The 21,524-nt window shown below is 54.6% G+C and carries 29 protein-coding genes; 24 read left to right on the top strand and 5 right to left on the bottom strand.

Annotation, left to right across the window (positions count from 1 at the left end):
- Window positions 1–6: 6 nt before the first annotated feature.
- Complete coding sequence (locus tag E2F43_RS13530) at window positions 7–690, bottom strand: tyrosine-type recombinase/integrase (RefSeq protein ID WP_238946918.1); 684 nt, start codon at window positions 688–690, stop codon at window positions 7–9.
- A 340-nt stretch (window positions 691–1,030) separates the two neighbouring features.
- On the opposite strand from E2F43_RS13530, the gene E2F43_RS13525 reads away from it, so the two are divergent.
- The 24 genes from E2F43_RS13525 (at window position 1,031) to E2F43_RS13410 (ending at window position 14,854) form a co-directional block, all read left to right on the top strand.
- Window positions 1,031–1,513 carry a tetratricopeptide repeat protein gene (locus E2F43_RS13525; RefSeq protein WP_133213553.1) on the top strand — a complete coding sequence of 161 codons (483 nt, stop codon included), beginning with the start codon at window positions 1,031–1,033 and terminating at the stop codon, window positions 1,511–1,513.
- Between the two features lie 148 nt (window positions 1,514–1,661).
- Window positions 1,662–2,135, top strand: coding sequence for a hypothetical protein (locus E2F43_RS13520; protein WP_133213551.1), 474 nt, complete (start codon window positions 1,662–1,664; stop codon window positions 2,133–2,135).
- A 158-nt stretch (window positions 2,136–2,293) separates the two neighbouring features.
- Window positions 2,294–2,911 (top strand): methyltransferase family protein, encoded by a 618-nt coding sequence (locus E2F43_RS13515; protein WP_133213549.1) that lies wholly within the window; start codon window positions 2,294–2,296, stop codon window positions 2,909–2,911.
- A gap of 40 nt (window positions 2,912–2,951) precedes the next feature.
- Window positions 2,952–3,215, top strand: a complete 264-nt coding sequence (locus E2F43_RS13510; RefSeq protein ID WP_133213547.1) for a hypothetical protein — start codon at window positions 2,952–2,954, stop codon at window positions 3,213–3,215.
- A 106-nt stretch (window positions 3,216–3,321) separates the two neighbouring features.
- The gene (locus E2F43_RS13505) at window positions 3,322–3,579 is read left to right on the top strand and encodes a type II toxin-antitoxin system Phd/YefM family antitoxin (protein ID WP_133213545.1); all 258 of its coding nucleotides are present in this window, start codon (window positions 3,322–3,324) and stop codon (window positions 3,577–3,579) included.
- Window positions 3,567–3,884, top strand: a complete 318-nt coding sequence (locus E2F43_RS13500; protein WP_133213544.1) for a type II toxin-antitoxin system RelE/ParE family toxin — start codon at window positions 3,567–3,569, stop codon at window positions 3,882–3,884. The genes E2F43_RS13505 and E2F43_RS13500 overlap by 13 nt, the downstream gene beginning before the upstream one ends.
- Window positions 3,885–4,421: 537 nt before the next feature.
- On the top strand, window positions 4,422–4,634 hold the full coding sequence (locus E2F43_RS19445) for a GDCCVxC domain-containing (seleno)protein (protein ID WP_133213542.1): 213 nt from the start codon (window positions 4,422–4,424) through the stop codon (window positions 4,632–4,634).
- Window positions 4,635–4,774: 140 nt separating this feature from the next.
- Entirely contained in the window at window positions 4,775–5,014 is a 240-nt protein-coding gene (nrtS, locus tag E2F43_RS19555; RefSeq protein WP_133213540.1) for a nitrate/nitrite transporter NrtS, read from the top strand.
- An 86-nt stretch (window positions 5,015–5,100) separates the two neighbouring features.
- Window positions 5,101–6,003 (top strand): sulfotransferase domain-containing protein, encoded by a 903-nt coding sequence (locus tag E2F43_RS13485; protein WP_133213537.1) that lies wholly within the window; start codon window positions 5,101–5,103, stop codon window positions 6,001–6,003.
- Between the two features lie 34 nt (window positions 6,004–6,037).
- The gene (locus E2F43_RS13480; RefSeq protein ID WP_133213535.1) at window positions 6,038–6,457 is read left to right on the top strand and encodes an MAPEG family protein; all 420 of its coding nucleotides are present in this window, start codon (window positions 6,038–6,040) and stop codon (window positions 6,455–6,457) included.
- Between the two features lie 95 nt (window positions 6,458–6,552).
- Entirely contained in the window at window positions 6,553–7,011 is a 459-nt protein-coding gene (locus E2F43_RS13475) for a protein tyrosine phosphatase family protein (protein ID WP_133213533.1), read from the top strand.
- A 530-nt stretch (window positions 7,012–7,541) separates the two neighbouring features.
- Window positions 7,542–8,270: a methyltransferase family protein gene (locus E2F43_RS13470; protein WP_133213531.1), complete on the top strand. Its 729-nt coding sequence runs from the start codon at window positions 7,542–7,544 to the stop codon at window positions 8,268–8,270.
- The gene (locus E2F43_RS13465) at window positions 8,267–9,121 is read left to right on the top strand and encodes a class I SAM-dependent methyltransferase (protein WP_133213529.1); all 855 of its coding nucleotides are present in this window, start codon (window positions 8,267–8,269) and stop codon (window positions 9,119–9,121) included. Before E2F43_RS13470 ends, E2F43_RS13465 begins: the two co-directional genes overlap by 4 nt.
- Window positions 9,122–9,288: 167 nt before the next feature.
- A complete protein-coding gene (locus E2F43_RS13460; protein WP_238946917.1) occupies window positions 9,289–10,089 on the top strand; it encodes an acid phosphatase in 801 nt (266 codons plus the stop codon).
- A 413-nt stretch (window positions 10,090–10,502) separates the two neighbouring features.
- Entirely contained in the window at window positions 10,503–10,700 is a 198-nt protein-coding gene (locus tag E2F43_RS13455; protein ID WP_133213525.1) for a CPXCG motif-containing cysteine-rich protein, read from the top strand.
- Between the two features lie 60 nt (window positions 10,701–10,760).
- Window positions 10,761–11,243: a Cys-tRNA(Pro) deacylase gene (ybaK, locus tag E2F43_RS13450; protein ID WP_133213523.1), complete on the top strand. Its 483-nt coding sequence runs from the start codon at window positions 10,761–10,763 to the stop codon at window positions 11,241–11,243.
- 26 nt (window positions 11,244–11,269) lie between these two features.
- Complete coding sequence (locus E2F43_RS13445; RefSeq protein ID WP_133213521.1) at window positions 11,270–11,719, top strand: GFA family protein; 450 nt, start codon at window positions 11,270–11,272, stop codon at window positions 11,717–11,719.
- Window positions 11,720–12,018: 299 nt separating this feature from the next.
- Entirely contained in the window at window positions 12,019–12,228 is a 210-nt protein-coding gene (locus tag E2F43_RS13440; protein ID WP_133213519.1) for a cold-shock protein, read from the top strand.
- 194 nt (window positions 12,229–12,422) lie between these two features.
- A complete protein-coding gene (locus tag E2F43_RS13435; protein ID WP_133213517.1) occupies window positions 12,423–13,004 on the top strand; it encodes an LOG family protein in 582 nt (193 codons plus the stop codon).
- Between the two features lie 67 nt (window positions 13,005–13,071).
- The gene (locus tag E2F43_RS13430; protein ID WP_338054593.1) at window positions 13,072–13,395 is read left to right on the top strand and encodes a DUF1272 domain-containing protein; all 324 of its coding nucleotides are present in this window, start codon (window positions 13,072–13,074) and stop codon (window positions 13,393–13,395) included.
- A gap of 92 nt (window positions 13,396–13,487) precedes the next feature.
- Complete coding sequence (locus E2F43_RS13425) at window positions 13,488–13,730, top strand: hypothetical protein (protein ID WP_133213513.1); 243 nt, start codon at window positions 13,488–13,490, stop codon at window positions 13,728–13,730.
- A gap of 37 nt (window positions 13,731–13,767) precedes the next feature.
- A complete protein-coding gene (locus tag E2F43_RS13420; protein WP_133213511.1) occupies window positions 13,768–14,079 on the top strand; it encodes a cupin domain-containing protein in 312 nt (103 codons plus the stop codon).
- Window positions 14,080–14,499: a GNAT family acetyltransferase gene (locus tag E2F43_RS13415; protein ID WP_133213509.1), complete on the top strand. Its 420-nt coding sequence runs from the start codon at window positions 14,080–14,082 to the stop codon at window positions 14,497–14,499. It begins immediately after the preceding gene.
- Window positions 14,500–14,515: 16 nt separating this feature from the next.
- Window positions 14,516–14,854 (top strand): zinc ribbon domain-containing protein YjdM, encoded by a 339-nt coding sequence (locus tag E2F43_RS13410; RefSeq protein ID WP_133213507.1) that lies wholly within the window; start codon window positions 14,516–14,518, stop codon window positions 14,852–14,854.
- 117 nt (window positions 14,855–14,971) lie between these two features.
- Here E2F43_RS13410 and E2F43_RS13405 read toward each other — a convergent pair whose 3' ends face one another.
- The 4 genes from E2F43_RS13405 to E2F43_RS13390 form a co-directional block, all read right to left on the bottom strand.
- Window positions 14,972–15,784: a universal stress protein gene (locus E2F43_RS13405; RefSeq protein ID WP_133213505.1), complete on the bottom strand. Its 813-nt coding sequence runs from the start codon at window positions 15,782–15,784 to the stop codon at window positions 14,972–14,974.
- A 101-nt stretch (window positions 15,785–15,885) separates the two neighbouring features.
- Complete coding sequence (locus tag E2F43_RS13400) at window positions 15,886–17,307, bottom strand: Y-family DNA polymerase (RefSeq protein WP_133213503.1); 1,422 nt, start codon at window positions 17,305–17,307, stop codon at window positions 15,886–15,888.
- Window positions 17,308–17,483: 176 nt separating this feature from the next.
- The gene (locus tag E2F43_RS13395) at window positions 17,484–17,828 is read right to left on the bottom strand and encodes a putative signal transducing protein (protein ID WP_133213501.1); all 345 of its coding nucleotides are present in this window, start codon (window positions 17,826–17,828) and stop codon (window positions 17,484–17,486) included.
- Between the two features lie 480 nt (window positions 17,829–18,308).
- Window positions 18,309–21,500 carry an RHS repeat-associated core domain-containing protein gene (locus E2F43_RS13390; RefSeq protein WP_133213499.1) on the bottom strand — a complete coding sequence of 1,064 codons (3,192 nt, stop codon included), beginning with the start codon at window positions 21,498–21,500 and terminating at the stop codon, window positions 18,309–18,311.
- Window positions 21,501–21,524: the final 24 nt, after the last annotated feature.

Here is a 21,524-nt window from a genome sequence, read left to right as displayed (position 1 = left end):
GGTACCTTAACTGTCCAGTGGACTGATGACGCCCATGGCGCCGCGGCCCAGCACATGGGTGTATATTTCCGTGGTGCGTACATCGCTGTGACCCAGCAACTTCTGGATGGTACGAATGTCGTAGCCCTGTTGCAGCAAGCGCGTGGCAAAACTGTGGCGGAAGCTGTGGCATCGCACCGGCTTGTTTATGCCGGCCTCCTTGCGTGCGCGACCGACTGACTTGCGCAGGGTGGTATGCTGTAGGTGATGGCGCCGCAGCACGCCGCTGCGTGGGTCGCGCCCGATGCTGGTGGCAGGAAACAGAAACTGCCAGCCGAGTTCCCGGGCGGCGCTGGGATACTTGCGATTCAGGGCATCGGGCATATAGACCTCGCCGTGGCCTTGGGCCAAATCCTGCTTGTGTAATCTGGCCGTGCTATCAACCTGTAATTGCAGCCGCTCTTTCAGGGACTCCGGGAGCAGGGTGGCGCGGTCTTTACCGCCCTTGCCCGAGTGAACTGAGGAACGCGTTGATATGTTCCACGCCCATCTTCGCCGGGTGCTGGCGCTGGTGAAAGCGAATATAGCGACTATCCACAGGATGTAGGTTTTCTCTGTTTGATAGGCGTAACCCTTGTCCCGCATATCCCGCCGGAGGCAATCGATAAAACGCGTAGACGTGGAGGCGATAGCCGGCCGGATATCGTCCATAACGGCCTCCAAATAATACTGTATATATATACAGTATTATATAATCCGGATAGTTCAAGGTGGTTTTTTAAATAGAAGTATCGATGCCGTCCATCATAATGACTCGTAACTTTTTGAAAAATAAAGAGTAAGTATGATTTAGTGGGCGCGGAAAGTGGCTGAATTTGATGAATCGCCAGGCCGAAAATTCCCAGTATCTACGGCAGGCAAGATCATGAGAGTTGGAAAGTGTTGTTATGAAAGGTGGTTTTGTCTTAAATGAAAGAATGAAACCGAAAATAAATAGGGCACGGCTATCAGGCGGTTTCCCAGTACTAAGATGTTATATGCTTGGTGGCCTATGAACGCCACGATTGAACAAGCGATTTCGCTGAGGCGCGAGGGGCGATATGCTGATTCACGATCCCTTCTTGAGAGTCTGCTAGACAATCGAAAGACTTCATCGTTGGCCCATCTCCATATTGCGTGGTCGTTCGACAATGAGGGGCTGGAACAAGAAGCAGTTGACCATTACAAGGCATCACTGTCGGGTGAATTGTCGAAGTCAGATCTATATGAAGCGTTGTTTGGTTTAGCCAGCACGCTACGGAGTCTCGGCCGGTACGACGAGGCGATGGCATCGTTTCAACGGCTGCTTACGGAATTTCCAGAAGAAGAATCTTTTTTGCCCTTCTACGCGATGTGCTTGTACAACCAGGGTGAGCACAAACAAAGCGTACAACTTTTGCTCACACTTCTTGCCGACACTACTGCATCCGAGGCGATCCGCGATTACGAGAGGGCCATTCGGCTTTACGCTGATGACTTGGGCAGAAAGTGGTGATTTGTTTCGACTTCCAAAGGCGAGGTTGGCATTCTTTGAAGGGCGCATATAACAAATCGTTGCAGCGTACATTTGACCCGCCACCTATTTTTGCTGCCGCGAAAACGGGCGTCGCCTCAAATGTTGCTGAACTCAGGCGTTATGTGCCATGACTATTGAACAACTTGGTAGCCTAGGAGAGTTTGTCTCATCAATCGCAGTAGTGATGTCATTAATTTATGTAGCTATGCAGCTTAAGCAAAACACCACGGAACTAAAGCGAACTGCACGTAGAGATGTGTTTCAATCCTACTCAAGTATTCGCAGGAGCGTGTACACAGATTCGGGTATATCGGCGTTGATTGTAAAAGCTCAGTCGGTAGGAGCTGAATTATGCGCAGAAGACGTGCTTAAGCTTGGGAGCTACTATAACGAACAATTGTTCTGCACCGTCCAGCTAATGTTTTCAGCCACTGAAGGTCAGTTAAGCTACTCTGAGAGAGCATGGAGCGCCACGATAACTGGTATTGTTGAAGAAATTGACAGCGAAACTTTCAGAAACTATTGGTCGAAGAAAAAAGCACTCTATCCAGATGAGTTTTTGGCGCAACTTGACTCCGCTCTTGAAGCGACAGGCACATAACATGCGGTTGAAGTCGTTCGCCCAAGGGCTCACTCGGGCGCAGCACTGCGGTTCCAATTGTGATTGGGTATCACAATTGGTCCTCCGGCGTCTTCACCGCTTAACCGGGTGTTATGTGATTGGACTAGCAGACATCCGCAGTATGTTTCGAGTTCACAATGGATAGTTCATCCACAATAGTTGAATTTACTCGAGTTTACCTCGCTATTTTTTATTCATGCGTCGCTGCGTTTTATGCCTTAAGAATAACGGCAAAGAAACGAGCAGGTTTGCCCGAGGTGGTTTTTCCGGGAGAACGTTTTAGCACAACCTGGTGGAACCATATGCTATTTCGGGCATTTAGACTCACCATATGGATGGTGTGCCTGTTCCGATACTTCTTCCCCGGTATAGATAGCTATTTGGGGTTCTTTGTTTATATTAATGTATGGCCAGTCGTTCTTGCGGGCAACATTTTGTTAACCGCTGGTTTTTTATTTACTGTCGTGATCCATTTTAGTCTGGGTAGTAACTGGAGGTCGGGTATCGATCCGAATAAGCCTGAAAAATTAAGAACTGATGGCTTTTACAGGTTTTCGCGCAACCCGATGTTTCTCGGTATTGCTACAGCTCAGGTCGGTTTCTTGCTTGCTATACCATCTGTATTTTCCGCTGTCTGCCTAATCATCGGATTATATACACTGCATAGTCAAACGCTTGCTGAAGAAGCCCATCTAATGAAGTTGTTTCCAAAAGACTATCGACACTATATTGGTCATGTTAGAAGATGGCTTTAAATGCCAAAAATTACATAATAAGCTGTTATGTGGCGACAGCATGATTACGCAGAAAGAATTCATCGACGAAGTGGTAGCTCTAGGCGCGGAAACAATCAAAGCTGGGGAAACACTGAGCTTTGATAAATCTGCGATTCACTCCGTACACAATCTTTTGGATACATTTACTGGCGCCATTCATGTCTACGGCGGTGACTTTCTAGACACTGATCGTAGCGAGTGGGATCCAGAGACGCTATCGGAGCAACCGAGAGACCCATCAAGGATGAAATTCTCAGATGGCCTGGAACCATCAGCCACATAACAAGTCAGGGCTACTGACACCAAAACCGCTGCGCGGTTTCGGCGCACGCAGCCTGAAGCGTTAATTGCCCCTTGTCATATATCGAGTGATAGAATAGTATCACTTTATGAAAACCGAATTAGTTACTACCCTGAAGCGCCAGGCTACCAAAATCCTGTCAGAGCTCCACGAGTCCAAAGAGCCCGTGCTCATAACAGAGCACGGAAAGCCATCGGCCTATCTTGTTGATTTTGAAGACTATGAGTCTCTTCAACGCAGGATGCAGATCCTAGAGGGAATTGCTCGTGGTGAGTCTGCTGCGCTGGAAGGCAGGGTTCTAAGCCACAATGAAGCCAAAGCCAAAATGAAGAAATGGCTGAGCTAATTTGGACCGAGTCAGCTTTATCCGATCTAGATGAAATTGCAGAGTATATTGCGCTCGAAAATCCTGCTGCTGCACGGAGGTTGGTCCAGCGGGTGTTCTCTGTCGCTGAGCGTCTTGAGCGCCACCCTAGATCAGGAAAAATACCCGAAGAACTAGGGGGCAGCCGCTATCGTGAACTAGTGGTGGGTCCGTGCCGTGTATTCTATCGTCATACCAAGGGACAGGTTCTCTTCCTTTATGTTATGCGCAGCGAGCGAGAACTCCGCAATTTCCTACTCGAGGATCGCGATGATCGGGGCAATTAACAAGTGCCGGCAGTACGCCCCTTCGGGGCCGGACGCCCAAACCGCTGCGCGGTTCGTGCGCCGCTGCAGCAAGCGATAACAGCACTCGGAGGTGGCACCATCGCACCATCGAAACCCCTAAAGTGGGTAAAAGGGCTAAAAGTGGCTTATTCGATGCCTGGTTCTAAACAGCGCGATCAGTACTCATGGGTGGCGAAAACCAGGGGCTCATATGTCTTCTCGGCTGAAATTGATCACATTCGTCCGGAAGATAACGTTTACGATCATAAAGGTGGCATATTCACAAAGCGTGTGCAGCCAATGTCAAAAGCTTTAGGCCACGATCCGCTTAGCATAAGCCATTCAAACGAGTTATATGAAGCTGTCTCGGTCGCGTACGAAAATAGCTTAATGTGTAGACTACTACTGGTGAAAGGAACAAAGTTTGGTACAACATCAGGGGGTATAAAGGCCGCAAGGCGCCTTCGGTACGTGACGGCGTACCGTCGCCCCTGCTTGAAGCGCTAAGTGTAATTGTAGTCATTAGGATTTAGATCAATGAAACAGGTGATACTCGAATCAACGATTACTTGTCCTGAGTGCAGTCACCAAAAATCTGAGGTTATGCCTACGGACTCTTGTTTGTTTTTCTACGAATGCGAAGGATGTAAAAAATTACTGAAACCGAATCCCGGTGACTGCTGTGTATTTTGTTCATTTGGTTCAGTGCAGTGCCCACCAGTACAACAAGGGAAAAATTGTATTGGTTAAAACAAATAACAGGTTGCTCAAGTATGCTCTGGCCGCAAAGAGACTCGGCCTTTGTGGGTCGGTCTGCACTGTGTTTCGGCTGCGCCTTAGCGATGCCTTATGTGCCTGACCGGAAATTCTGGAGAGATACCCATACTTAAATGAGCAAGGATAGTTTCTTTTCTCTGGCTCTATCCAGGCAGGTGTTGCCACGAGCTATCCGGGTCTCGCTCATTGTAGGCACTATCCTGGCTCTAATTAATCATGGTGACAAAATCCCGGCTATGTCACTTTCGGGCCAGGATATGCTAAAAGTTTTTCTCACATATTTAGTGCCCTATGGTGTTTCAACGTGGTCCGCTGTAGGAGCATTAAGATCGAATGATCCTGAAAGCACATAACAAGGCAAGACAAGACAGCAGGGAGTCGCTAACACTCACCCCTGCTTGAGGCGTTACGCATAATTGAAGTGTGAGGAGTAAGCCTGATGGAAGAAGTTGGCGTTCCGGTGAAGACAAGAGAGCTTCACAACCACCATTTCGACTCCACTATCTGGAACGACTTCCAGTTCCGCGACGACGATATCGTGATTTCGACGTATGCCAAATCAGGTACAACCTGGATGCAGCAGATTGTGTCCCAGTTGTTGTTTTCGGGAGAGGAGGGTTTGGAGGTCGCCGAGATGTCGCCGTGGATGGATTTGCGTGTTCCACCCAGGGAAATCAAGCTGCAGGCGGTGGAGGCCCAGACTCATCGTCGATTTTTAAAGACGCATTTGCCCGTTGATGCTCTGGTCTTCTCGGAAAAGGCTAAGTACATCTACATTGGCCGGGATGGGCGTGATGTGGTCTGGAGTCTGTACAACCACCATTTAAATGCCAACGAAGCCTGGTACGACGCACTGAACAACACGCCGGGAAGAGTTGGCCCACCGATCGAACCACCATGCGCATCGATTGCCCAGTATTTTGATGACTGGTTGGAAAATGATGGTTATCCGTTCTGGTCGCTTTGGGAAAACGTACGTTCCTGGTGGGACATTCGGGAATTGCCGAATGTGCATATGGTGCATTTTTCGCAATTAAAATCGGACATGGCAGGGGAGATTCGCCGAATCGCCGATTTCATTGATACGCCAATCGATGAGTCGAAATGGGAGAAAATCCTGCGCCACTGCAGCTTTGACTATATGAAAGCCAACGCCATGAGGAGTGTCCCGCTGGGAGGGGCGTTCTGGGATGGGGGCGCCGAGACTTTTATCCATAAAGGTGTCAATGGTCGGTGGCGTGATGTGCTTTCTGACCAGCAGGTCGAAAAGTACGAGCAGCGGGCTGCATATGAACTCGGTGCCGGCTGTGCCAATTGGTTGGCCACTGGCCAGGGAATATAGCGTGCCCCAGGGCATTGGACGTTAGGTAAGATATATGAATCGTGAACTTATTGTTTGGCCTGTGTTATTCCAGATCGGGCTGACGATTGTCCTTTATATCCGCTTGGCTCGAGCAAAGAAGAGGGCAGCTGCATTGAATGAAGTGGATGAGGGCAGACGTAGTCTCTATGACGATGCCTGGCCGGACTATGTCATTCAAATAAATAACTGCATTCGCAATCAGTTTGAAGTCCCCGTGTTGTTTTATGTGCTTACGGTGTTGTTGTACTTACTCGATGCCGTGACTTATTTGACACTCGTGCTGGCATGGGCTTTTGTTTTGTTGCGCATAGGTCATGCTTATGTTCATACAGGTACAAATTATGTACCGGTGAGGCGTAAGCTGTTTATGGCGAGTGTGTTCACTACTTTGGGCTTGTTCGTACTTTGTGTGTATGCCGTTCTAGTAGGGTAGTCATGCCTACAGATGAAGGCAGGTTGCCGCTGTCGCGGCTGGAAGAGCCAGAGTGCGCCGCTGTGTGAGGCGTTAACCCACATTGGAGAGAGAGCATGAGCGTAGATGAAGCCTATAACTTCAAGAAGATTGATGATCATGTGAGTACCGCCGGATTGCTTAACGAAGGCCAGCTGGCACTGTTGAAAGCAGAAGGCTATGAAGCGCTTATCAACCTGTTGCCCGACGAAAGTGAATACGCCGTGGAGAAGGAACCTGCGATCGTCAAAGCACAGGGCATCGCCTACGAGTACATCCCGGTTGATTTTTCGGCGCCCAAAGCAGCTGATTACCAACAGTTCGAGTCCAGGCTGAAAGAGCTGTCAGGGAAAAAGGTAATGCTTCACTGCGCCGCCAATTACCGGGTATCTGCCTTCTTTGCCATATTCGCCTGTAAGCACCTGGGGTGGTCTGAAGATAGAGCGAGGGAACACATAAACTCCATTTGGCAGATAGAGAAGTATCCAGCATGGGCTGCATTCGTCGATGCTATGCTGGGTGTAAAAAATGCTTAGCAAGGCAGGTGGCCCAGCGCTCTTCAGCGCGGGATCCCATGACTCCCTCGATGATCTGACCCCGATCGAGCATCTGCCGGCCATAAAATCAGCTGAAACACTCACTCGTACGTGGGGCTAACCAGGAGGTCCTTTCATCTGGACAGGCCACGGTTGAGGAGTATGATTCGGCAATGGATATATGCATGAAAAACGTGACTGTCACCCCGACCGATTGAGCCAGGCGGACAAGTCCTCGATAAAGCGCTTGAGGTGTTAGATACCATGCGACATTCCACCTTGCCTCATGCCACGGCGCTTCGCGATACCCATCGGGCAGTGCTATCCAGTGTCCTTTTTCGATTTTCCACTACTTTCGTGGCTCCGGAATTTCAGTCCTTCCCGTCCCGCATGGCAGCAGGTACTCCGCCAGATGGAAGCGGCGCCGATAGAAAGTACAACCAAAGCGGGCGGCAGTGCTGTCTGCCGCTGTTATAAGCCTTGTGTTCTTTATCTCCGAATGATGCTGAATTTGTATAAGGTGCAATAAAATGAAAAAGCTTTGTATTTTGCTGTTCGGGATATTCTCCTATCTTGTTGGATTGCTCGGGCTGACAGCCTTCATGCTCTACATGGGAGGCTGGAGTTTTCTGCCGATGCACGTCAATTCTGCGGTGGCGAATGGCGCTACAGCCCAGGCGATAGTGATCAATTTATTGATCATGGCCTTGTTTGGGCTGCATCACAGTATCGCGGCCCGCAGCAGTTTCAAGGAAAAACTTACCCGGTTCATGCCCGTCGAAATGGAGCGAAGTGCCTACGTTCTGGTCTCCGGTATTTTCATGTTCGCCATCTGCCTGTACTGGCAGCCCCTGCCGGGGTCGGTCTGGAGCGTAAATAATACGATTGCCGTTGTTGTCCTCAAGTCGATTCATGTGCTTGGCTGGCTGGTCCTCGTTGGGGCTACATTCGAGATCGACCATTTCCACCTCATGGGGCTCAAGCAGAGCATAACCATGAACCCCTCCGAAGGAGACAGGCTGAAAGAAAACTTTCTCTATCGGATGGTTCGCCATCCAATACAAACAGGTGTTTTGCTGGGGATATGGTCGACGGATTACATGAGCATGACCCAGTTTATGTTATCCACCTGCCTGACCCTGTATATCTTTATCGGGCTGCACTATGAGGAAAAGTCGCTGATATCCCACTTCGGAGATGTATATCTGGATTATAAAAAGCGAGTTCCGGCGGTAATCCCGTTTTGGCCAGTCAGGTGAGCGGCGACCTTAGGCGCATTCACGGCTACTATTCCCCGAATGATCTGTACAACAAAATCATCGATGGGCTCGACAAACTTGGCAAGGATTTGGCGAATGTCACCCTGGATGACCTCCAGCCTGTGGATGAATTTCATATTCGCGGTGATACTGCAACCAGGGAGCTGATCCAGCTCGCCGGATTTCAACCGGACATGCACATCCTGGATGTCGGTTGTGGAATCGGCGGTTCCACGCGTCGTCTAGCGCATGATACGGGCTGCCGGGTGACGGGTATCGATTTGAGCGATGAGTATATTGATACTGCGGAGAGATTAACGCGTTTGCTCAATATGCAGGACAAGGTCCAGTTTCAGGCCTGCAGTGCGTTGGAGTTGCCTTTTGCAGATAACTTTTTTGACGGTGTCTGGTCACTGCAAATGAACATGAATGTGGAAGACAAACAGTCATGGCTGGCGGAAACCTGTCGCGTTCTCAAGCCCGGCGGTCGTGCAGTGTTGTACGAAGTCTGTGGCAACAGGAATACCCCGCTGTATTTTCCGGTACCCTGGGCGCAGGATGACAGCATGAGTTTTCTGCTGCCGCCGGATCAATTCCGCGACGCGATCGAATCGGCCGGCTTCGGCATCGAGATCTGGAACAACAAGACCGATCTCGCCCAACAGGCCTTTGCCAGTGCAAAAAAACCGGAAGGAGAGCCAAACTTGCCGGCCCTGGGGGTTTATCTCCTGGTGGGTGAGGACATCCAGACCAAGGCCTATAATTTGCACCGCAACCTGGACGAGGAACGCGTCAGTTTGATCGAAACCCTGGTGATAAAACCTGGTTTTCGAGAGGACAACATTCAATAATTGGCTGGCCGGGACACAAATAGCGCCGCCGCGGGGTCGAGGGCCAAGGCCGTTGCGCTTGTTCGGCACCGCAGCGGTCAGTGTGAGTTGGTGTCCCTGTTACTGCCTGGCGTAAGGAGAGGGGTTTCAGAATGGGAAATTTTGCTGACAGCGGGAGGCCGCTCTGTTTGGCGCTGCTCATTAGCTGGGCTGTGCTGACGGCAGGCTGTGCAAACCTTGCCGGTGACCAGGGGCCTGCGGCAGTGCCCGAGGTGCGCCCCGGCCTGCTCATGGGCTACCTGTCCCAGGATGCGTTGCCAAACAGCCTGACGCTGGTTCCTTCGCCGCCGGCGAGCGGGTCGGCTGCGCTTGCACTCGATGAGGAGGTGGCCCGTAACAATATCGCCTTGCGTGGAACACCAAGATGGGAACTCGCGATTTCTGATGCCGATCTGCATTTCCCCCACGCGGCTGGCACATTTTCCTGTGCCCTCGACGCCCCAATAACGGAGGAGAGCGCACCTTATCTGTACCTGCTGTTGCGGCGCACCTTGACGGATGCCGGGCTGTCGACCTACACGGCCAAGAACAACTACAGCCGCCCCCGTCCGTTTATGGTGAACAACGAGCCAACCTGCACGCCCGAGGATCAACCGAGCCTGGAGCAGGACGGTTCCTACCCGTCGGGGCATACCGCGATAGGCTGGGCGTGGGCGCTTATTCTCAGTGAAATTGCGCCGGACCGGGCCGATGCAATCCTCGCCCGGGGGCTGGCCTATGGTGAGAGTCGGAATGTCTGCAACGTCCATTGGCACAGCGACGTCGTGCAGGGGCGTTTCATGGGGGCCGGCACGGTGGCGCGATTACATGCGGATCCCTTGTTTCGCGCAGATCTGGAGGCCGCAAAGGCAGAATTTGCGGCCATTCGAGCGAAGGGTTTGAAGCCTGAGCGTGACTGTGCCGCGGAAGCCGCGGCGTTAGGAACCTAGTGGTCCGCGGTTTCCGGCTGACGGGATTGTTGCTGCGGGTAGAATGACGCCGCTGGCCGCAAGCTATAAAATCTGCAGGCCCGCCATGGAGGAGGTAGTCACCGCGCGGTTTATCCGTGCGGCGGTGGTCTCTTTCGTTGCGGTTGGCTTGTCTTTGTAGGGATTGAAGTCCACACCAATGTAAAGGCGGCGCCAATCCGGGCGAAAAAAGCCAGATCCTTTTCAAGGCGTTACTGGTTCCCGGGTTTACCTGTTTGGGGCTGGCGTTTGCCTATCGCTGGTATGCCAGGAAATACAGCTAACAAGGCATACCGGTATGGCTGCTATGGGGTCGAGCCCTCTCCCAGAGGGCCCCTGATCGCGGCTTTATGTGTTCACCCGCACCGGCCGGGACTGATAGAGTTGGACTGAATATGGAGTCGTTGGAAGAAATATCGGTGAACTGCCCCTATTGTGGCGAAGCCATTACGGTACTGGTGGATTCCGAAGAGGCGGGGCAGCAGTACGTTGAGGACTGCCAGGTGTGTTGCCGGCCTATCACCTTCAGCGTTTCCACCGGCTTTGATGGCCAGTTACTGGTAGCCGCGTACGATGAAAACGAGGCGTTCTAGGCCGGTAGAGAGGAAGCATCGGAGATATGCCTCCGTCGGCGTCCAGGTGATGAGATCGACATGACACCAGCAATCAACGCGGCCAGAAAGGCCAGGATCGCCCACAGGATCCACGAATATACCCATGATTCCTCCAGTGAATCCTACGGCCTGGAGGCCGCAGAAAAGCTGGGTGTACCCGAGGATAGGGTGTTCAAGACACTGGTTGTCAGCCTCGACAACAAGGAACTGGCCGTGGGCGTGGTGCCGGTCTCATCGATGCTGAGCATGAAGCTTATGGCGAAGGCGGCCGGGGCAAAAAAAGCGACAATGGCCGATCAATCCGAGGTCGAGCGAGCTACGGGGTATGTGCTCGGTGGTGTTAGCCCGTTGGGTCAAAAAAAGCGATTGAAGACGATCATTGATTCGTCAGCGCAAGCCTGTTCGACCCTTTATGTGAGTGCGGGCCGCAGAGGCCTTGAAATTGAACTGAGTGCGGTTGATCTGGCCAATCTCGTTGGCGGACGCTTCGCCGACATCTGTCAGCAAGACTGGCTTGCCTGATGAACCGGACTTGCAGGATATGAATAATGAGTAGCAAATACGGCGGCTGCGCCTGCGGCTCGGTCCGCTATAAAGTAAGCGGCAACCCCCTGAGCGTGCACGCGTGCCATTGCACCGACTGCCAGACCCTGTCGGGCTCTGCCTTCGGCCTGTCCATGCTCCTCAACGCGGCGGACATCGAGCTGACCAGAGGCGAGCCAGGAATAAACGACTTCACCGCCAGCAGGGACCGGATGCTGCGCCACTACTGTCCCGACTGCGGAGTGGCTCTGTGGTTCAGCTCCCCGGGGGATTCCAGCATTGTTGCGGTGAAGCCGGGTACGCTTGACGATACTTCCTCGCTCCGGCCAATCGCCCATATGTGGGTCCGCAGTGCGCAACCGTGGCTGCAGCTTGGCGACGACGTGCCGGTCTTCCAGGAGCAGCCGACACTGGCAGAATTGCTGGAACTGGCGAAGAAAGCCGGTTTCGGCTGAGCGGCCTGCAGGGTGCGTTGCTCGCCATGGGCCTTTATCGGCTGACGACAGAGCGTACGCAGCCTCGGGCGGGCGAAAACGGTAACGAATGAAGCCGGGGTATTGCCTGAGAAAGTGTTTGACTTGTCTGCAGATAGTCTATACTTTGCACTCAGCTAGAAATTTAGTCTCTTTTTATACATTCTCCCGTACGTCGCATTTGTTGTTCTTCGTCCTGTAGTTGTTAAATATTTGTCTGTTTTTCCCGCTGTCATGCCCTAACAAGGCACTTTTATATTTTTTTCTACAGGATATCTGTTATGTCTAATGTTACTACTGGCACTGTAAAGTGGTTCAACGAGTCGAAAGGCTTTGGTTTTATCGAGCAGGAATCTGGCCCCGATGTATTTGCACACTTCAGTGCAATCTCCGGTTCCGGCTTCAAGACCCTCGCCGAAGGTCAGGCTGTTGAGTTCACCGTAACTCAGGGCCAGAAAGGCCCCCAGGCGGAGAACATTGTCGCGATCTAACGATTGCTAGCAATGCTTCTGAAAAGGCAGGCCTCACGGCCTGCCTTTTTTTGTGCCTGTCTCTCCGACATGGCGGCGGTTGTCTAACCCGCAGCGGGTTGCCAGACTGGCGTAATTTGCCAGCGCTGCGATACTAAACAGGGTGGAGGATCCTTGTCCGGCGAAGGCCCCTCAACACGTGTAGCGAGCTGAAAATGAAACGAATCTGTGTTTATTGCGGGTCCAGCCCGGGCCGCAAGCCCGAATACCTGGCTGCCGCCCGCGATCTAGCCCGGGCTATGGTCGCCCGCGGCATCGACCTGGTCTATGGCGGTGGCAGTGTCGGCATAATGGGTGGCATCGCCGATGCGGTACTGGAGGCCGGTGGCCAGGTTATCGGGGTGATTCCCCGAGCGCTGGCCGAGCGGGAAGTGTCTCACCGTGGGGTGACCGATCTGCGGGTGGTGGAATCCATGCACGAAAGAAAGGCCCTGATGGCGGAGCTGTCAGACGGTTTTGTTGCCATGCCGGGAGGATTCGGCACGATTGAGGAACTGCTGGAAGTGCTCACCTGGTCACAACTGGGGTTTCACCAGAAACCCTGCGCCATCCTCAATGTGGAGGGCTACTTTGACAGGCTGATCCAGTTTCTCGATCACTCCGTTGAGCAGCAGTTTGTCAAGCCGGTCCATCGCAGCATGTTGCTGGTGGAAGAGGATGCCCAGCGGCTGTTGTCGCTGATGGCGTCCTATGAACACCCGGTCGTGGACAAATGGATAGGGCGGGGTGAGACCTGAACGGGATGGCTGCGCAACCGAAGCCGGAGTGAGCGTGGGTCCCGGGTGCGACATATTCTGGCAACGGATGTGTCAGAGAAGATGCTTGCCATTGCCCGGGACGCGACAAAGTCGTATTTATGATTGCCCGCAAACCTGCCGGGGAGGACAACTGATGCTGGAGCTAAGACCCAATTGCGAATGCTGTGGCCGGGATCTGCCGCCGGAGTCGTCCGCGGCGAGAATCTGCAGCTTTGAATGTACCTTTTGCGCGTCCTGTGTCGACGAGGTGCTGCGGGGCGTGTGCCCGAACTGTGGCGGCAACTTTGTTCCCCGCCCGATCCGGCCCCCGGAAAAGCTCAAGAGCTACCCCCCGTCCGTCAAGCGGGTGGGCAGGACCAGTACCTGCTGAGCGGGCAGTAATGACGGTATTTGGACACTTATGCCCCCCAGCGAGGGGGCCCGGTTCGCTATGATTGACCTTCGCACAGGGAGGTGCAGACTATGCGGATCGGGAGAATTGTGCTGGTGCTCACCATGGGGTGTGCCGGCACCGGAGGCGTTGTTGCCCAGCAGGCATCGTTGGAACATTGCCAGAAATTGAAAGACGGCATTGCCAGGTATGACGAGCTGCGCAGAAATGGCGGCGGTGGCAGCCAGATGGACGGCTGGAAACGCAGCAGGCGCAAGCTGGATACGGAATTTCGCAAGCTGGGTTGCAAGTATTACCGGGGAAGGCTGGAATAATCGGCGGGCCTTCCCGTTTTTGCCCGGGAGGTCGCGCATGAAAAATATCCTCGAGGCGATACCGGCAACGCTGGCACAGGAGTTGTTCGAGGATATCGTCAGTTCGGACCAGGTACGTATTGAACGGATCGTTTCTCGCGGGCACAGCTCGCCGGCGCAGGGCTGGTATGACCAGGCACAGTCGGAGTGGGTCATGGTGGTTCGCGGCAGGGCCGTGATCGCCTACCCTGACAAGCCCCCGATTACCCTCGGCGAGGGAGATTACGTTACTATTGCCGCCCATGAAAAGCACCGGGTGGAATGGACCGCGCCGGACGAAGACACCATCTGGCTGGCGGTACACTACTGAATGCACATTCGCCCCTATGAAGAAACCGACGAAGCCGCTGTGATTGCCCTGTGGCAGGACTGCGGGTTGGTCGTCTCCCACAATGACCCGCGCCGTGATATCGCCCGCAAGCTGCAGGTAGGGCGTGAACTGTTCCTGGTCGGGGAAGTTGAGGGCGTGGTGGTGGCATCGATCATGGGCGGTTACGAAGGCCACAGGGGCTGGGTGAATTATCTCGCTGTAAGCCCCGATCACCGGCGCAAGAGCTATGGCACCCTGCTCATGCGCGCGCTGGAAAAGCGTTTGCTGCAGCGCGGTTGTCCCAAACTCAATCTGCAGATCCGGCGCAGCAATGAATCAGTCATCCGGTTTTACAGCAGTATTGGCTATGGCGAAGATGCCATGGTCAGTATGGGCAAGCGCCTTATTCCCGATCACTAACCAGGAACCCCATATCATGAGTGAAACACCCCAGTGCCCCCAGTGTTCTTCGCCCTATGCCTATGAGGACCGGGACCAGTACGTGTGTCCCGAGTGTGGCCATGAGTGGCCCCAGGATGGAAACGCCGAAGAAGCCCAGGAGAGCACAGTAACCGATGCCAACGGCAATCCCCTGGCCGATGGTGACACCGTTACCGTGATCAAGGATCTCAAGGTAAAGGGATCGTCGTCCGTGGTGAAGGTGGGTACCAAGGTCAAGAATATCCGCCTGGTCGACGGCGACCATGACATTGACTGCAAGATCGATGGCATTGGCGCCATGAAGCTGAAATCACAGTTCGTTAAAAAGGCCTGACCCGTTTACCGCGTGCCGACGTGGGTAGTCCCGCCGGCTTTCGCGGTGTGGTCAGTGCGTAACGGCGGCAAATGGGCTGAGGTTGCCACTCCCCTTCGCCAATAAACGGTCTCGCCCTCAGGGCATAGCCAGTACGTTACAGTCCAGCTTGTCGAGTATTTTCTCCGCGGTGTTGCCGTGAAGCATCGCAGCAAGCCCTGAACGGTGTGAGTTTCCGACCACGACCAGGTTGGCGCCCAGGCGTTTGGCCTCCTCGACAATAACCCTGTCCGGCGGGCCCAGCTTGATGTGGATCTTGCTCTTGTCCAGCCCGGAGACCTCGATCAGTTTTTGTGGGTTAGGGGTTACCCGGAAGTCCGGAAAGGCATTGACCACGTGCACATCGGCCACCCGGGTTTCCACCAGCTTGCGACTCAGCTCCAGTATGTGTTCATTGAGCTTTTCGTAGGACTCGGTACGCACACTGATGTCGATGGCCGCCAGTATGACCGGGACGTCCGGGCGTTCGCGCTCTTTTACCAGCATCACAGGCATCGGGCATTCCCTGATCAGGGTCCAGTCTGAGGTGGCTTTGAGAATGCGCTGGCTGACTCTGTGCCGGTAGGATGATTTGTAGACAATGTCCGCCTGGTTGCGGATGGTGGCGCGGATCGCCGCGTGGTACCAGTCCTTGTCCCACTCCACCTCCGTGACCACGGCAATCCCCCGGTCGATATAGGGTGCTGCGCAGGTGTCCAGCATTTGCTTGTGTTCATTCAGTTTTGCCTTTACGGCCTCCGACTGCCGGTCGGCGCCGGAAACATCACCGTAAATACAGCCGAACAGGTGCAGCGCGGCTCCAAGTTTTTCGGCCACCAGTGCGGCCCTTTCCATGGCGGGTTGTTCCTCACGAGTGGGGTCATGTACCACCAGAAATTTTTTCAGGTCCATTGTCGTTTTCAGCTCCTTTTCCTACCTATGCGCTCATTCTCGCCTATGCCATTAGAATTGGCACTCTAATTATGGGTAGTCGACAGCGCCCGGTTGGAGAATCAGGCAAAAATGCCGTGGATGTACCAGCGCCGGGCCAATCGGTCACGAAACACCCAGTAATGCTGGCCGGCCTCACCCCGGGCGATGTAGTAGTCTCTGCTTACTGGCTGTTGCCACCAGTTGTCTTCTATACGTTCGGGCCCGTAAATCAGTTCAAGCCGGCCCTGCCAATACAATTGCTGCTGGCGCTCCGGCAGGTCCTGCGGCCGGGGCATCAGCCAGAAGGGGCGTTGGGCACAGTGGCCATCGCCCTCGTCGGCGGGGCGGTCGGGGCAGGTATGCACGGCAAATTCCGGCAGGTGTTCGTCGCGGCAGCCGACTTTTTTAACCGCCTGTAAGCCCAGCCGGTTACGCAGCCTGTCCAGCAGGCTGGCGAGTGGTTCGCGCTGTTTGCGTGGGCTGAACAGGTCGATGTTTTCCAGCTGGCCGCTGCTGAGCTGCCGGCACAGCAGGGCCAGGCCTTCCACGCCCACCTTCAGTTCCAGCCGTTCCAGGCGAATGCGGGTCAGCTGGTACCAGTTCTCCCAGTCACTGTGGCTGGAGGTGCTGCGCACGCAGATATCCTTGAGGGAATGGTCTATACCTATCAACTGCCAGACGATCTCCGTGGTTTGCAGCTGGGTGTTGCGCAGGAACCGGCACAGGGACTGCAGCAGCAACTGTATGGCCGGGAACAGTTCCTCGTTGCCGCGCACCTCGTAGCCAAACCAGTACTCGTCGCTGAAGGTAGCGGGCAAGCGGTAATCGGGGTGGATGTCTTCCCGCTGGCCAAGCACCTGTTGCAGGTAGTGGCTGAACCGTGCGCCGCAACGCCGCGCCAGGGCCGCCGGCGGCAGCTTGAGAATGTCCCCCAGGGTATGCAGCCCGGCTCGCCGCAGTGAATCCACCGTGGTGGAAAAATCCGAGAGCAATGCCAGGGGCAGCGGCGCCAGCCGTTCCTGCAGTGGGCGCTCGCAGTCGCGGGACTGGCCGGAGCCATTGAAGGACAGCAGCCAGGCGGCGGCGGGGGTGGCCGCCAGCCCGTATTCCACCTGAAAGCCCCGGCTGGCAATGCCATTGCTCACCTCGGCCAGCAGCGTATCCAGCCCGCGAAACAGGGCCAGGCAACTCCCGATTTCCAGCTGCAGGCAGTCCTCTCTGTGAGTGTGGAGGCTGGGGGTAATGCCGTAGGCCCAGCAGCACAACTGCTGCAGGCAGCGTTCCTCGGCGCCGGTATCGCGCTCCAGCAACTGGGCCGGTTCATCCCCCAGCAGGGCACGTACGGTGCTGGTGCCCATGCCCTCGCGAATGCCCAGCCCGGCGGCGTAATCGTTGGCCCGCAGCACCCGCTGTTTTGCCAGTACCACCACCGCCTCGGTCTCCGAGCGGTTGAGGCATTGCAGCGGCAACTGGTGAAAACGCAGGCACAGCCACAGGCTCACGACAGCGCTCCTGTGCGCCCCGGTGCCATCAGCTGCAAATACGCAGGGGGCAAAAACCCCAGTTTAGACTCACCAATACTGTACATATATACAGTATTGGTGAATCCGGAAAATTTGTCCAGTCAGCCGCCCGCCACCTGTCGCCTGCGCCGACAGCTAAGCGCTGCAACCGTGATTCAGGAATTGAAAAGAGCGATCAGCACCAGTACCACAAGCGCCAACAGGCCAATGCAGGCGTACATGATCTGCTGGTAATGCTGCGGCTGGCTGGACTCGAGAAAGGCGATATCTTCAGAAGGCAGGGGATTACGCGGGACATGGTCCTCATCCGCCATCAACGCCTGGGCGTCCTCCCACTGGTGATCCAGCACTACCCACACCCGCACATCGGTGACTCCGGTAATCGCCCAGTAGTTGTAAGTATTGACGTCGGAAACCTTGCACAGGATTCCCTGCTCGCGGAGATAGCCGGCCACGCGGTTGGCTTCGATGATGGAGGCGTAGGTGCCGAGGAGTTTCATGGGTATATGGAAGCACAGAGCCTCTATTCAGTCGACAGGAATAGCGCCAGGGGTGAATCCATGGCGTAGATGGGCGTGGCTGACTTGGTTTGTGGCTAGGTTAAGTGCTTGATTTTATCAATTGTCACATTCAGTTCAGAAGGCGTCAGCCTTGGCGTCATTGCCGGAAAGTTATCGTGATGGTGGTCATCTGTTTTCATGTGCCAGGAGAGAATCTTTTTCTCTCTGTCACTGAGTTTCAGTACTGTTGAGTGTGGGACGTTCCAGTGACGCGCCAGTTTGTGAGCCGGCCATGCAAAAACGACTATTGAAAACGGTACCGCTGGAACTGCGAAATAGAAAAGAGACTCAAGTAGTGGCACTGAACTTGGTTGTGAGGAAAATAACTCTCCTATTGAAAGATATAAAAATCCGATCAAGAGAATTATGCAAGCGATCTTGGAATAGTAGGCGAGCGCAAACATCGGTCAGACCTGATAGTCAATGGAGATTACATAGTACGTCATCATCATCGAGTAATTCTGTCAAAGCCTCTTCGGCAATTTCACTGATTAGTATAGAGGTGAGGTCATCTAGCCCTGGTTCGGCCCCAGCCACTAAGCTACCCACTGATGCGATGATCGCGGCGAGTAATTCCTGTGCCGATATGGTAGTTCCTTCTAATGAGGCAGTAGTCGCCAAATGGAAAATGGACACGCTGGAAATGAAGCTAGAATTGGCAGCCAGCGATAAGCTGGTGGAAAGTTTGCTAGCTGATACAACACTACTATAGCCACCGGTGGCTGCTCCGAGTACTGCTGCGATAGCGATTCTATTAATGGGAGACTTACTCGAATTGAACCCAACGGTTCTATGGATACGGATTGCTTCTGCTGTGCCTCCTACTCCGGCACCAACAACGCACCAAGGACACAGTCCCAGAGGGTCGCTAAAACTGAAAGCGTTGTTTCTGGAGTACTGGAATAAATTAAGTCCCCCAGCGATTCCCAGGGGATCCGCTTGCAGGTATCTGCCAACGATCGGGTCATAATCCCGAAAATGATTCTGGTGCAGTCCCGTCTCACCATCAAAATACTGCCCCGGAAACCTCAGATTATTGGTAATTGCCGCCACGTCGATATTGGCTTTGCCGAAAGGCATATAGTTCGCGTTCCAAACCACGTTTTGCGCCTGATTGGTCAGGGTCTGCGGAGTGCCCAGGTGGTCGGTATGGATGTAGTAGATCTCGGTGCTGATCAGCGGGGGCGGGGGAGGGAGTATTTCGACCAGGCGGATTCCATCGGCGGCGGTCTGGCCTCCGGCGTCAGAGAGCTCAATGTATTCGTTGCCGTTACCGCTGAACGGGTAGGTGCCCAGGTATATCCATTCCTTGCCCTGCCTGCTCTGATCGGCTGTCACGGTCGACACCTGCCCGCCGTGAAAGATCTGGTAATTGGCGGATGGATTGTTTTTCCTGGTTTTTGGCCACCAGGCATAGACTTCGTAATCGCGATTCTTGAGTGTGCCAGGATGCCAGCGATAACGGCTGCCTGCGTCTTCGGAGCGGTGATAGTAGTCACCGTAGGCGCCCTTTTTTCTGACCTGATCCCAGTTGCCGGTACTGCTGGTGCCGGCACTGGTGTCGTCCAGCAGCAGCTCGGCGCCGGGCTCAGCAGGGCTGTAAGTGAGGCTGGTGCTGGCAACAGCGATGGGGCGTTCGTTGAAGTAAATGTATTCGCGCAGCGGGATGCCATCGCCGTTGATTTCCGCCAGCAGTTCCCCTCGCTGGCCGTAGATGTAGTGAATATCCTCGTCCGGGGTTTGCTTCCTGGTCCGCTGGTTGCGAAAGTTGTAGCGGTACTCGGCGATGACGGTATCGATGTATGCATTATTGACCGTCTGTCGATCAATCACCTGCGCCAGCCGGTTGCGCTCATCGTAGTGGTACAGCGTGCTGTCGGTGCCCGCGTGATCGGATTTTGCCACCAGGTTGCCGTTGTTGTCGTACTGGTACTCCCAGTCATTGGTGCCCAGCAGCCGGTTGCTGTTGCCATCGTAGGTATAAGCATCCGTTCCGGTACGACTGCTGTAGGTGAGGCGATTGCCGTTTGCGTCATAGCTGTAAGACAGGTTGCCGTAGCCGCCACTGGCGTTACCCAGCCGGTTGAGAGCATCGTAGCCCAGCGCCTGGCTGAAAGTATCGTTTGTGTGGTTGGTGATAGCGGTGATGTTGCCGGCGGGATCATAGCGGTAGCTTCTGTTCAGCGCGTTACCAAAGGTCAGTGACGCCAGACGATAGTCCAGGTCATAGGATGCGCTCATCTCGATGCCGTTTCCCAGGCTCAGTGACGTTGCCGGACCGAACGGGAGATACCCGGCACCGGTGGCGATGTTGCGGTCTCCCTCGGGGCCACTGGTGTGTATCGCGATTTGTCGCCCGGTCCCGTCATAGCTGTAATTCACTGTACGACCACTGGGGTAGGTAATGCGCGTTATCCGGTTTGCCAGGTTGTATTCATAGCTCAGGTTAAAATCATGACCACTGGTGCTGCGGCCTTCAAATACCAGGTTGCCACGGTGATCGTAGTCCAGCAGTGTCGTCCCCGAGGCATCGCTTACCGAGGTGAGGCGGCCCTTGCCGAAACTTCCCTGGTCGTAGCCGTAGCTGATGTCGAGGGCGCTGTCGGGGTAGGAGGCCTGCAGTGGACGGTTGAGCGCGTCGTAGCTGTATGTGGTGCTGGTCCCCCTGGCGTCGGTGCTGAGGATGTGATTGCCCGCGCTGTCGTAATAGTAGTTGCTGATACCGGTGTCCGGGCTGTTCAGCGCGACCAACTCGTCGAAGCCGTTAAGCGTATACCCGGTAACCAGGCCGCCAGGGTCGGTGACCGCTGCCAGGTTGTCCCGCTGGTCGTAACCGTAGTGCACGTTGTGCGCATAGGCAGCTTCGGTGCCGGATGTCCTGTCCAGTGGGTCTATCCGTTGTACGGTGATATTGCCGTTGCCGTCTGTGCGTGAGGTGCGATTGCCGTTGCGGTCATAGGTATAGCGCGTGGTCTGTCCGGATGCCCCGGTTGTTGCGATCAGCCGGTTGAGTTCGTCGTAGCTCCGGTAAATATCGCGCAACAGTGTGCCGCTGCTGCTGTAGGTCTTCTCCGCGAGAGAATTTCCGGCCCTGTCCAGGGTGAATTCCACCCGCTCACCGAGACTGTTGCTGATGGCCACCAACCGCTGGGCGCCGTCATACTCGTTGACCAGCCTGCTGCCGTCGGCAAGTGTGGTGCTGAGCAACCTGCCTTCCCGGTCGTAGCTATAGCGGGTTGTGGCGTTCAGGGCGTTATCGCCGAGGGGGCTGACCACGGTGCGCGACGTGATCCAGCCACGGGGATGGTAGGTCAGTCGGGTTTCAATGCCATTGGCGTCGATAATCCTGCCCGGTTGGCCGCGCGCATCGTGATCAAGCCTATGGATGGTGTGTCCCAGGGCATTGATGACGGAGATTAAATTGCCACTCGCATCGTAGCTGTAGCTGATGCTGTCGTCGGTGTTGGACCGCGGGCCATCGGCGATGGTGACCTGGCCGGCGTTGTTGTACTGATAGTTCCACTGTCTTTCGTCGGCGTGGGCGACAGTGCAAGCCAGTGCAAGGGCAATACTGCCGGTGAGCGATAGCCGATTTTTGCTGGACTGGTTCATGATGCGTTCCTTGCTTCGTGAGCC

The sequence above is a fragment of the Seongchinamella unica genome (assembly GCF_004354085.1).
In the GTDB taxonomy this organism is placed as follows: Bacteria; Pseudomonadota; Gammaproteobacteria; order Pseudomonadales; family Halieaceae; genus Halioglobus; species Halioglobus unicus.
Note: the sequence above shows the minus strand (reverse complement) of the source record. Positions and strands in the feature narration are given on the sequence as shown.

What these genes read in the sequence shown, in the direction of transcription:
- E2F43_RS13395 (WP_133213501.1), bottom strand. Translation starts at nt 17,828, where the DNA reads ATGAAACTCCTCGGCACCTACGCCTCCATCATCGAAGCCAACCGCGTG.
- E2F43_RS13525 (WP_133213553.1), top strand. Translation starts at nt 1,031, where the DNA reads ATGAACGCCACGATTGAACAAGCGATTTCGCTGAGGCGCGAGGGGCGA.
- E2F43_RS13435 (WP_133213517.1), top strand. Translation starts at nt 12,423, where the DNA reads ATGAAACGAATCTGTGTTTATTGCGGGTCCAGCCCGGGCCGCAAGCCC.
- E2F43_RS13475 (WP_133213533.1), top strand. Translation starts at nt 6,553, where the DNA reads ATGAGCGTAGATGAAGCCTATAACTTCAAGAAGATTGATGATCATGTG.
- E2F43_RS13480 (WP_133213535.1), top strand. Translation starts at nt 6,038, where the DNA reads ATGAATCGTGAACTTATTGTTTGGCCTGTGTTATTCCAGATCGGGCTG.
- nrtS (WP_133213540.1), top strand. Translation starts at nt 4,775, where the DNA reads ATGAGCAAGGATAGTTTCTTTTCTCTGGCTCTATCCAGGCAGGTGTTG.
- E2F43_RS13415 (WP_133213509.1), top strand. Translation starts at nt 14,080, where the DNA reads ATGCACATTCGCCCCTATGAAGAAACCGACGAAGCCGCTGTGATTGCC.
- E2F43_RS13520 (WP_133213551.1), top strand. Translation starts at nt 1,662, where the DNA reads ATGACTATTGAACAACTTGGTAGCCTAGGAGAGTTTGTCTCATCAATC.
- ybaK (WP_133213523.1), top strand. Translation starts at nt 10,761, where the DNA reads ATGACACCAGCAATCAACGCGGCCAGAAAGGCCAGGATCGCCCACAGG.
- E2F43_RS13440 (WP_133213519.1), top strand. Translation starts at nt 12,019, where the DNA reads ATGTCTAATGTTACTACTGGCACTGTAAAGTGGTTCAACGAGTCGAAA.
- E2F43_RS13505 (WP_133213545.1), top strand. Translation starts at nt 3,322, where the DNA reads ATGAAAACCGAATTAGTTACTACCCTGAAGCGCCAGGCTACCAAAATC.
- E2F43_RS13420 (WP_133213511.1), top strand. Translation starts at nt 13,768, where the DNA reads ATGAAAAATATCCTCGAGGCGATACCGGCAACGCTGGCACAGGAGTTG.
- E2F43_RS13410 (WP_133213507.1), top strand. Translation starts at nt 14,516, where the DNA reads ATGAGTGAAACACCCCAGTGCCCCCAGTGTTCTTCGCCCTATGCCTAT.
- E2F43_RS13455 (WP_133213525.1), top strand. Translation starts at nt 10,503, where the DNA reads ATGGAGTCGTTGGAAGAAATATCGGTGAACTGCCCCTATTGTGGCGAA.
- E2F43_RS13405 (WP_133213505.1), bottom strand. Translation starts at nt 15,784, where the DNA reads ATGGACCTGAAAAAATTTCTGGTGGTACATGACCCCACTCGTGAGGAA.
- E2F43_RS13510 (WP_133213547.1), top strand. Translation starts at nt 2,952, where the DNA reads ATGATTACGCAGAAAGAATTCATCGACGAAGTGGTAGCTCTAGGCGCG.
- E2F43_RS13485 (WP_133213537.1), top strand. Translation starts at nt 5,101, where the DNA reads ATGGAAGAAGTTGGCGTTCCGGTGAAGACAAGAGAGCTTCACAACCAC.
- E2F43_RS13530 (WP_238946918.1), bottom strand. Translation starts at nt 690, where the DNA reads ATGGACGATATCCGGCCGGCTATCGCCTCCACGTCTACGCGTTTTATC.
- E2F43_RS13430 (WP_338054593.1), top strand. Translation starts at nt 13,072, where the DNA reads ATGTGTCAGAGAAGATGCTTGCCATTGCCCGGGACGCGACAAAGTCGT.
- E2F43_RS13515 (WP_133213549.1), top strand. Translation starts at nt 2,294, where the DNA reads ATGGATAGTTCATCCACAATAGTTGAATTTACTCGAGTTTACCTCGCT.
- E2F43_RS19445 (WP_133213542.1), top strand. Translation starts at nt 4,422, where the DNA reads ATGAAACAGGTGATACTCGAATCAACGATTACTTGTCCTGAGTGCAGT.
- E2F43_RS13470 (WP_133213531.1), top strand. Translation starts at nt 7,542, where the DNA reads ATGAAAAAGCTTTGTATTTTGCTGTTCGGGATATTCTCCTATCTTGTT.
- E2F43_RS13425 (WP_133213513.1), top strand. Translation starts at nt 13,488, where the DNA reads ATGCGGATCGGGAGAATTGTGCTGGTGCTCACCATGGGGTGTGCCGGC.
- E2F43_RS13390 (WP_133213499.1), bottom strand. Translation starts at nt 21,500, where the DNA reads ATGAACCAGTCCAGCAAAAATCGGCTATCGCTCACCGGCAGTATTGCC.
- E2F43_RS13500 (WP_133213544.1), top strand. Translation starts at nt 3,567, where the DNA reads ATGGCTGAGCTAATTTGGACCGAGTCAGCTTTATCCGATCTAGATGAA.
- E2F43_RS13445 (WP_133213521.1), top strand. Translation starts at nt 11,270, where the DNA reads ATGAGTAGCAAATACGGCGGCTGCGCCTGCGGCTCGGTCCGCTATAAA.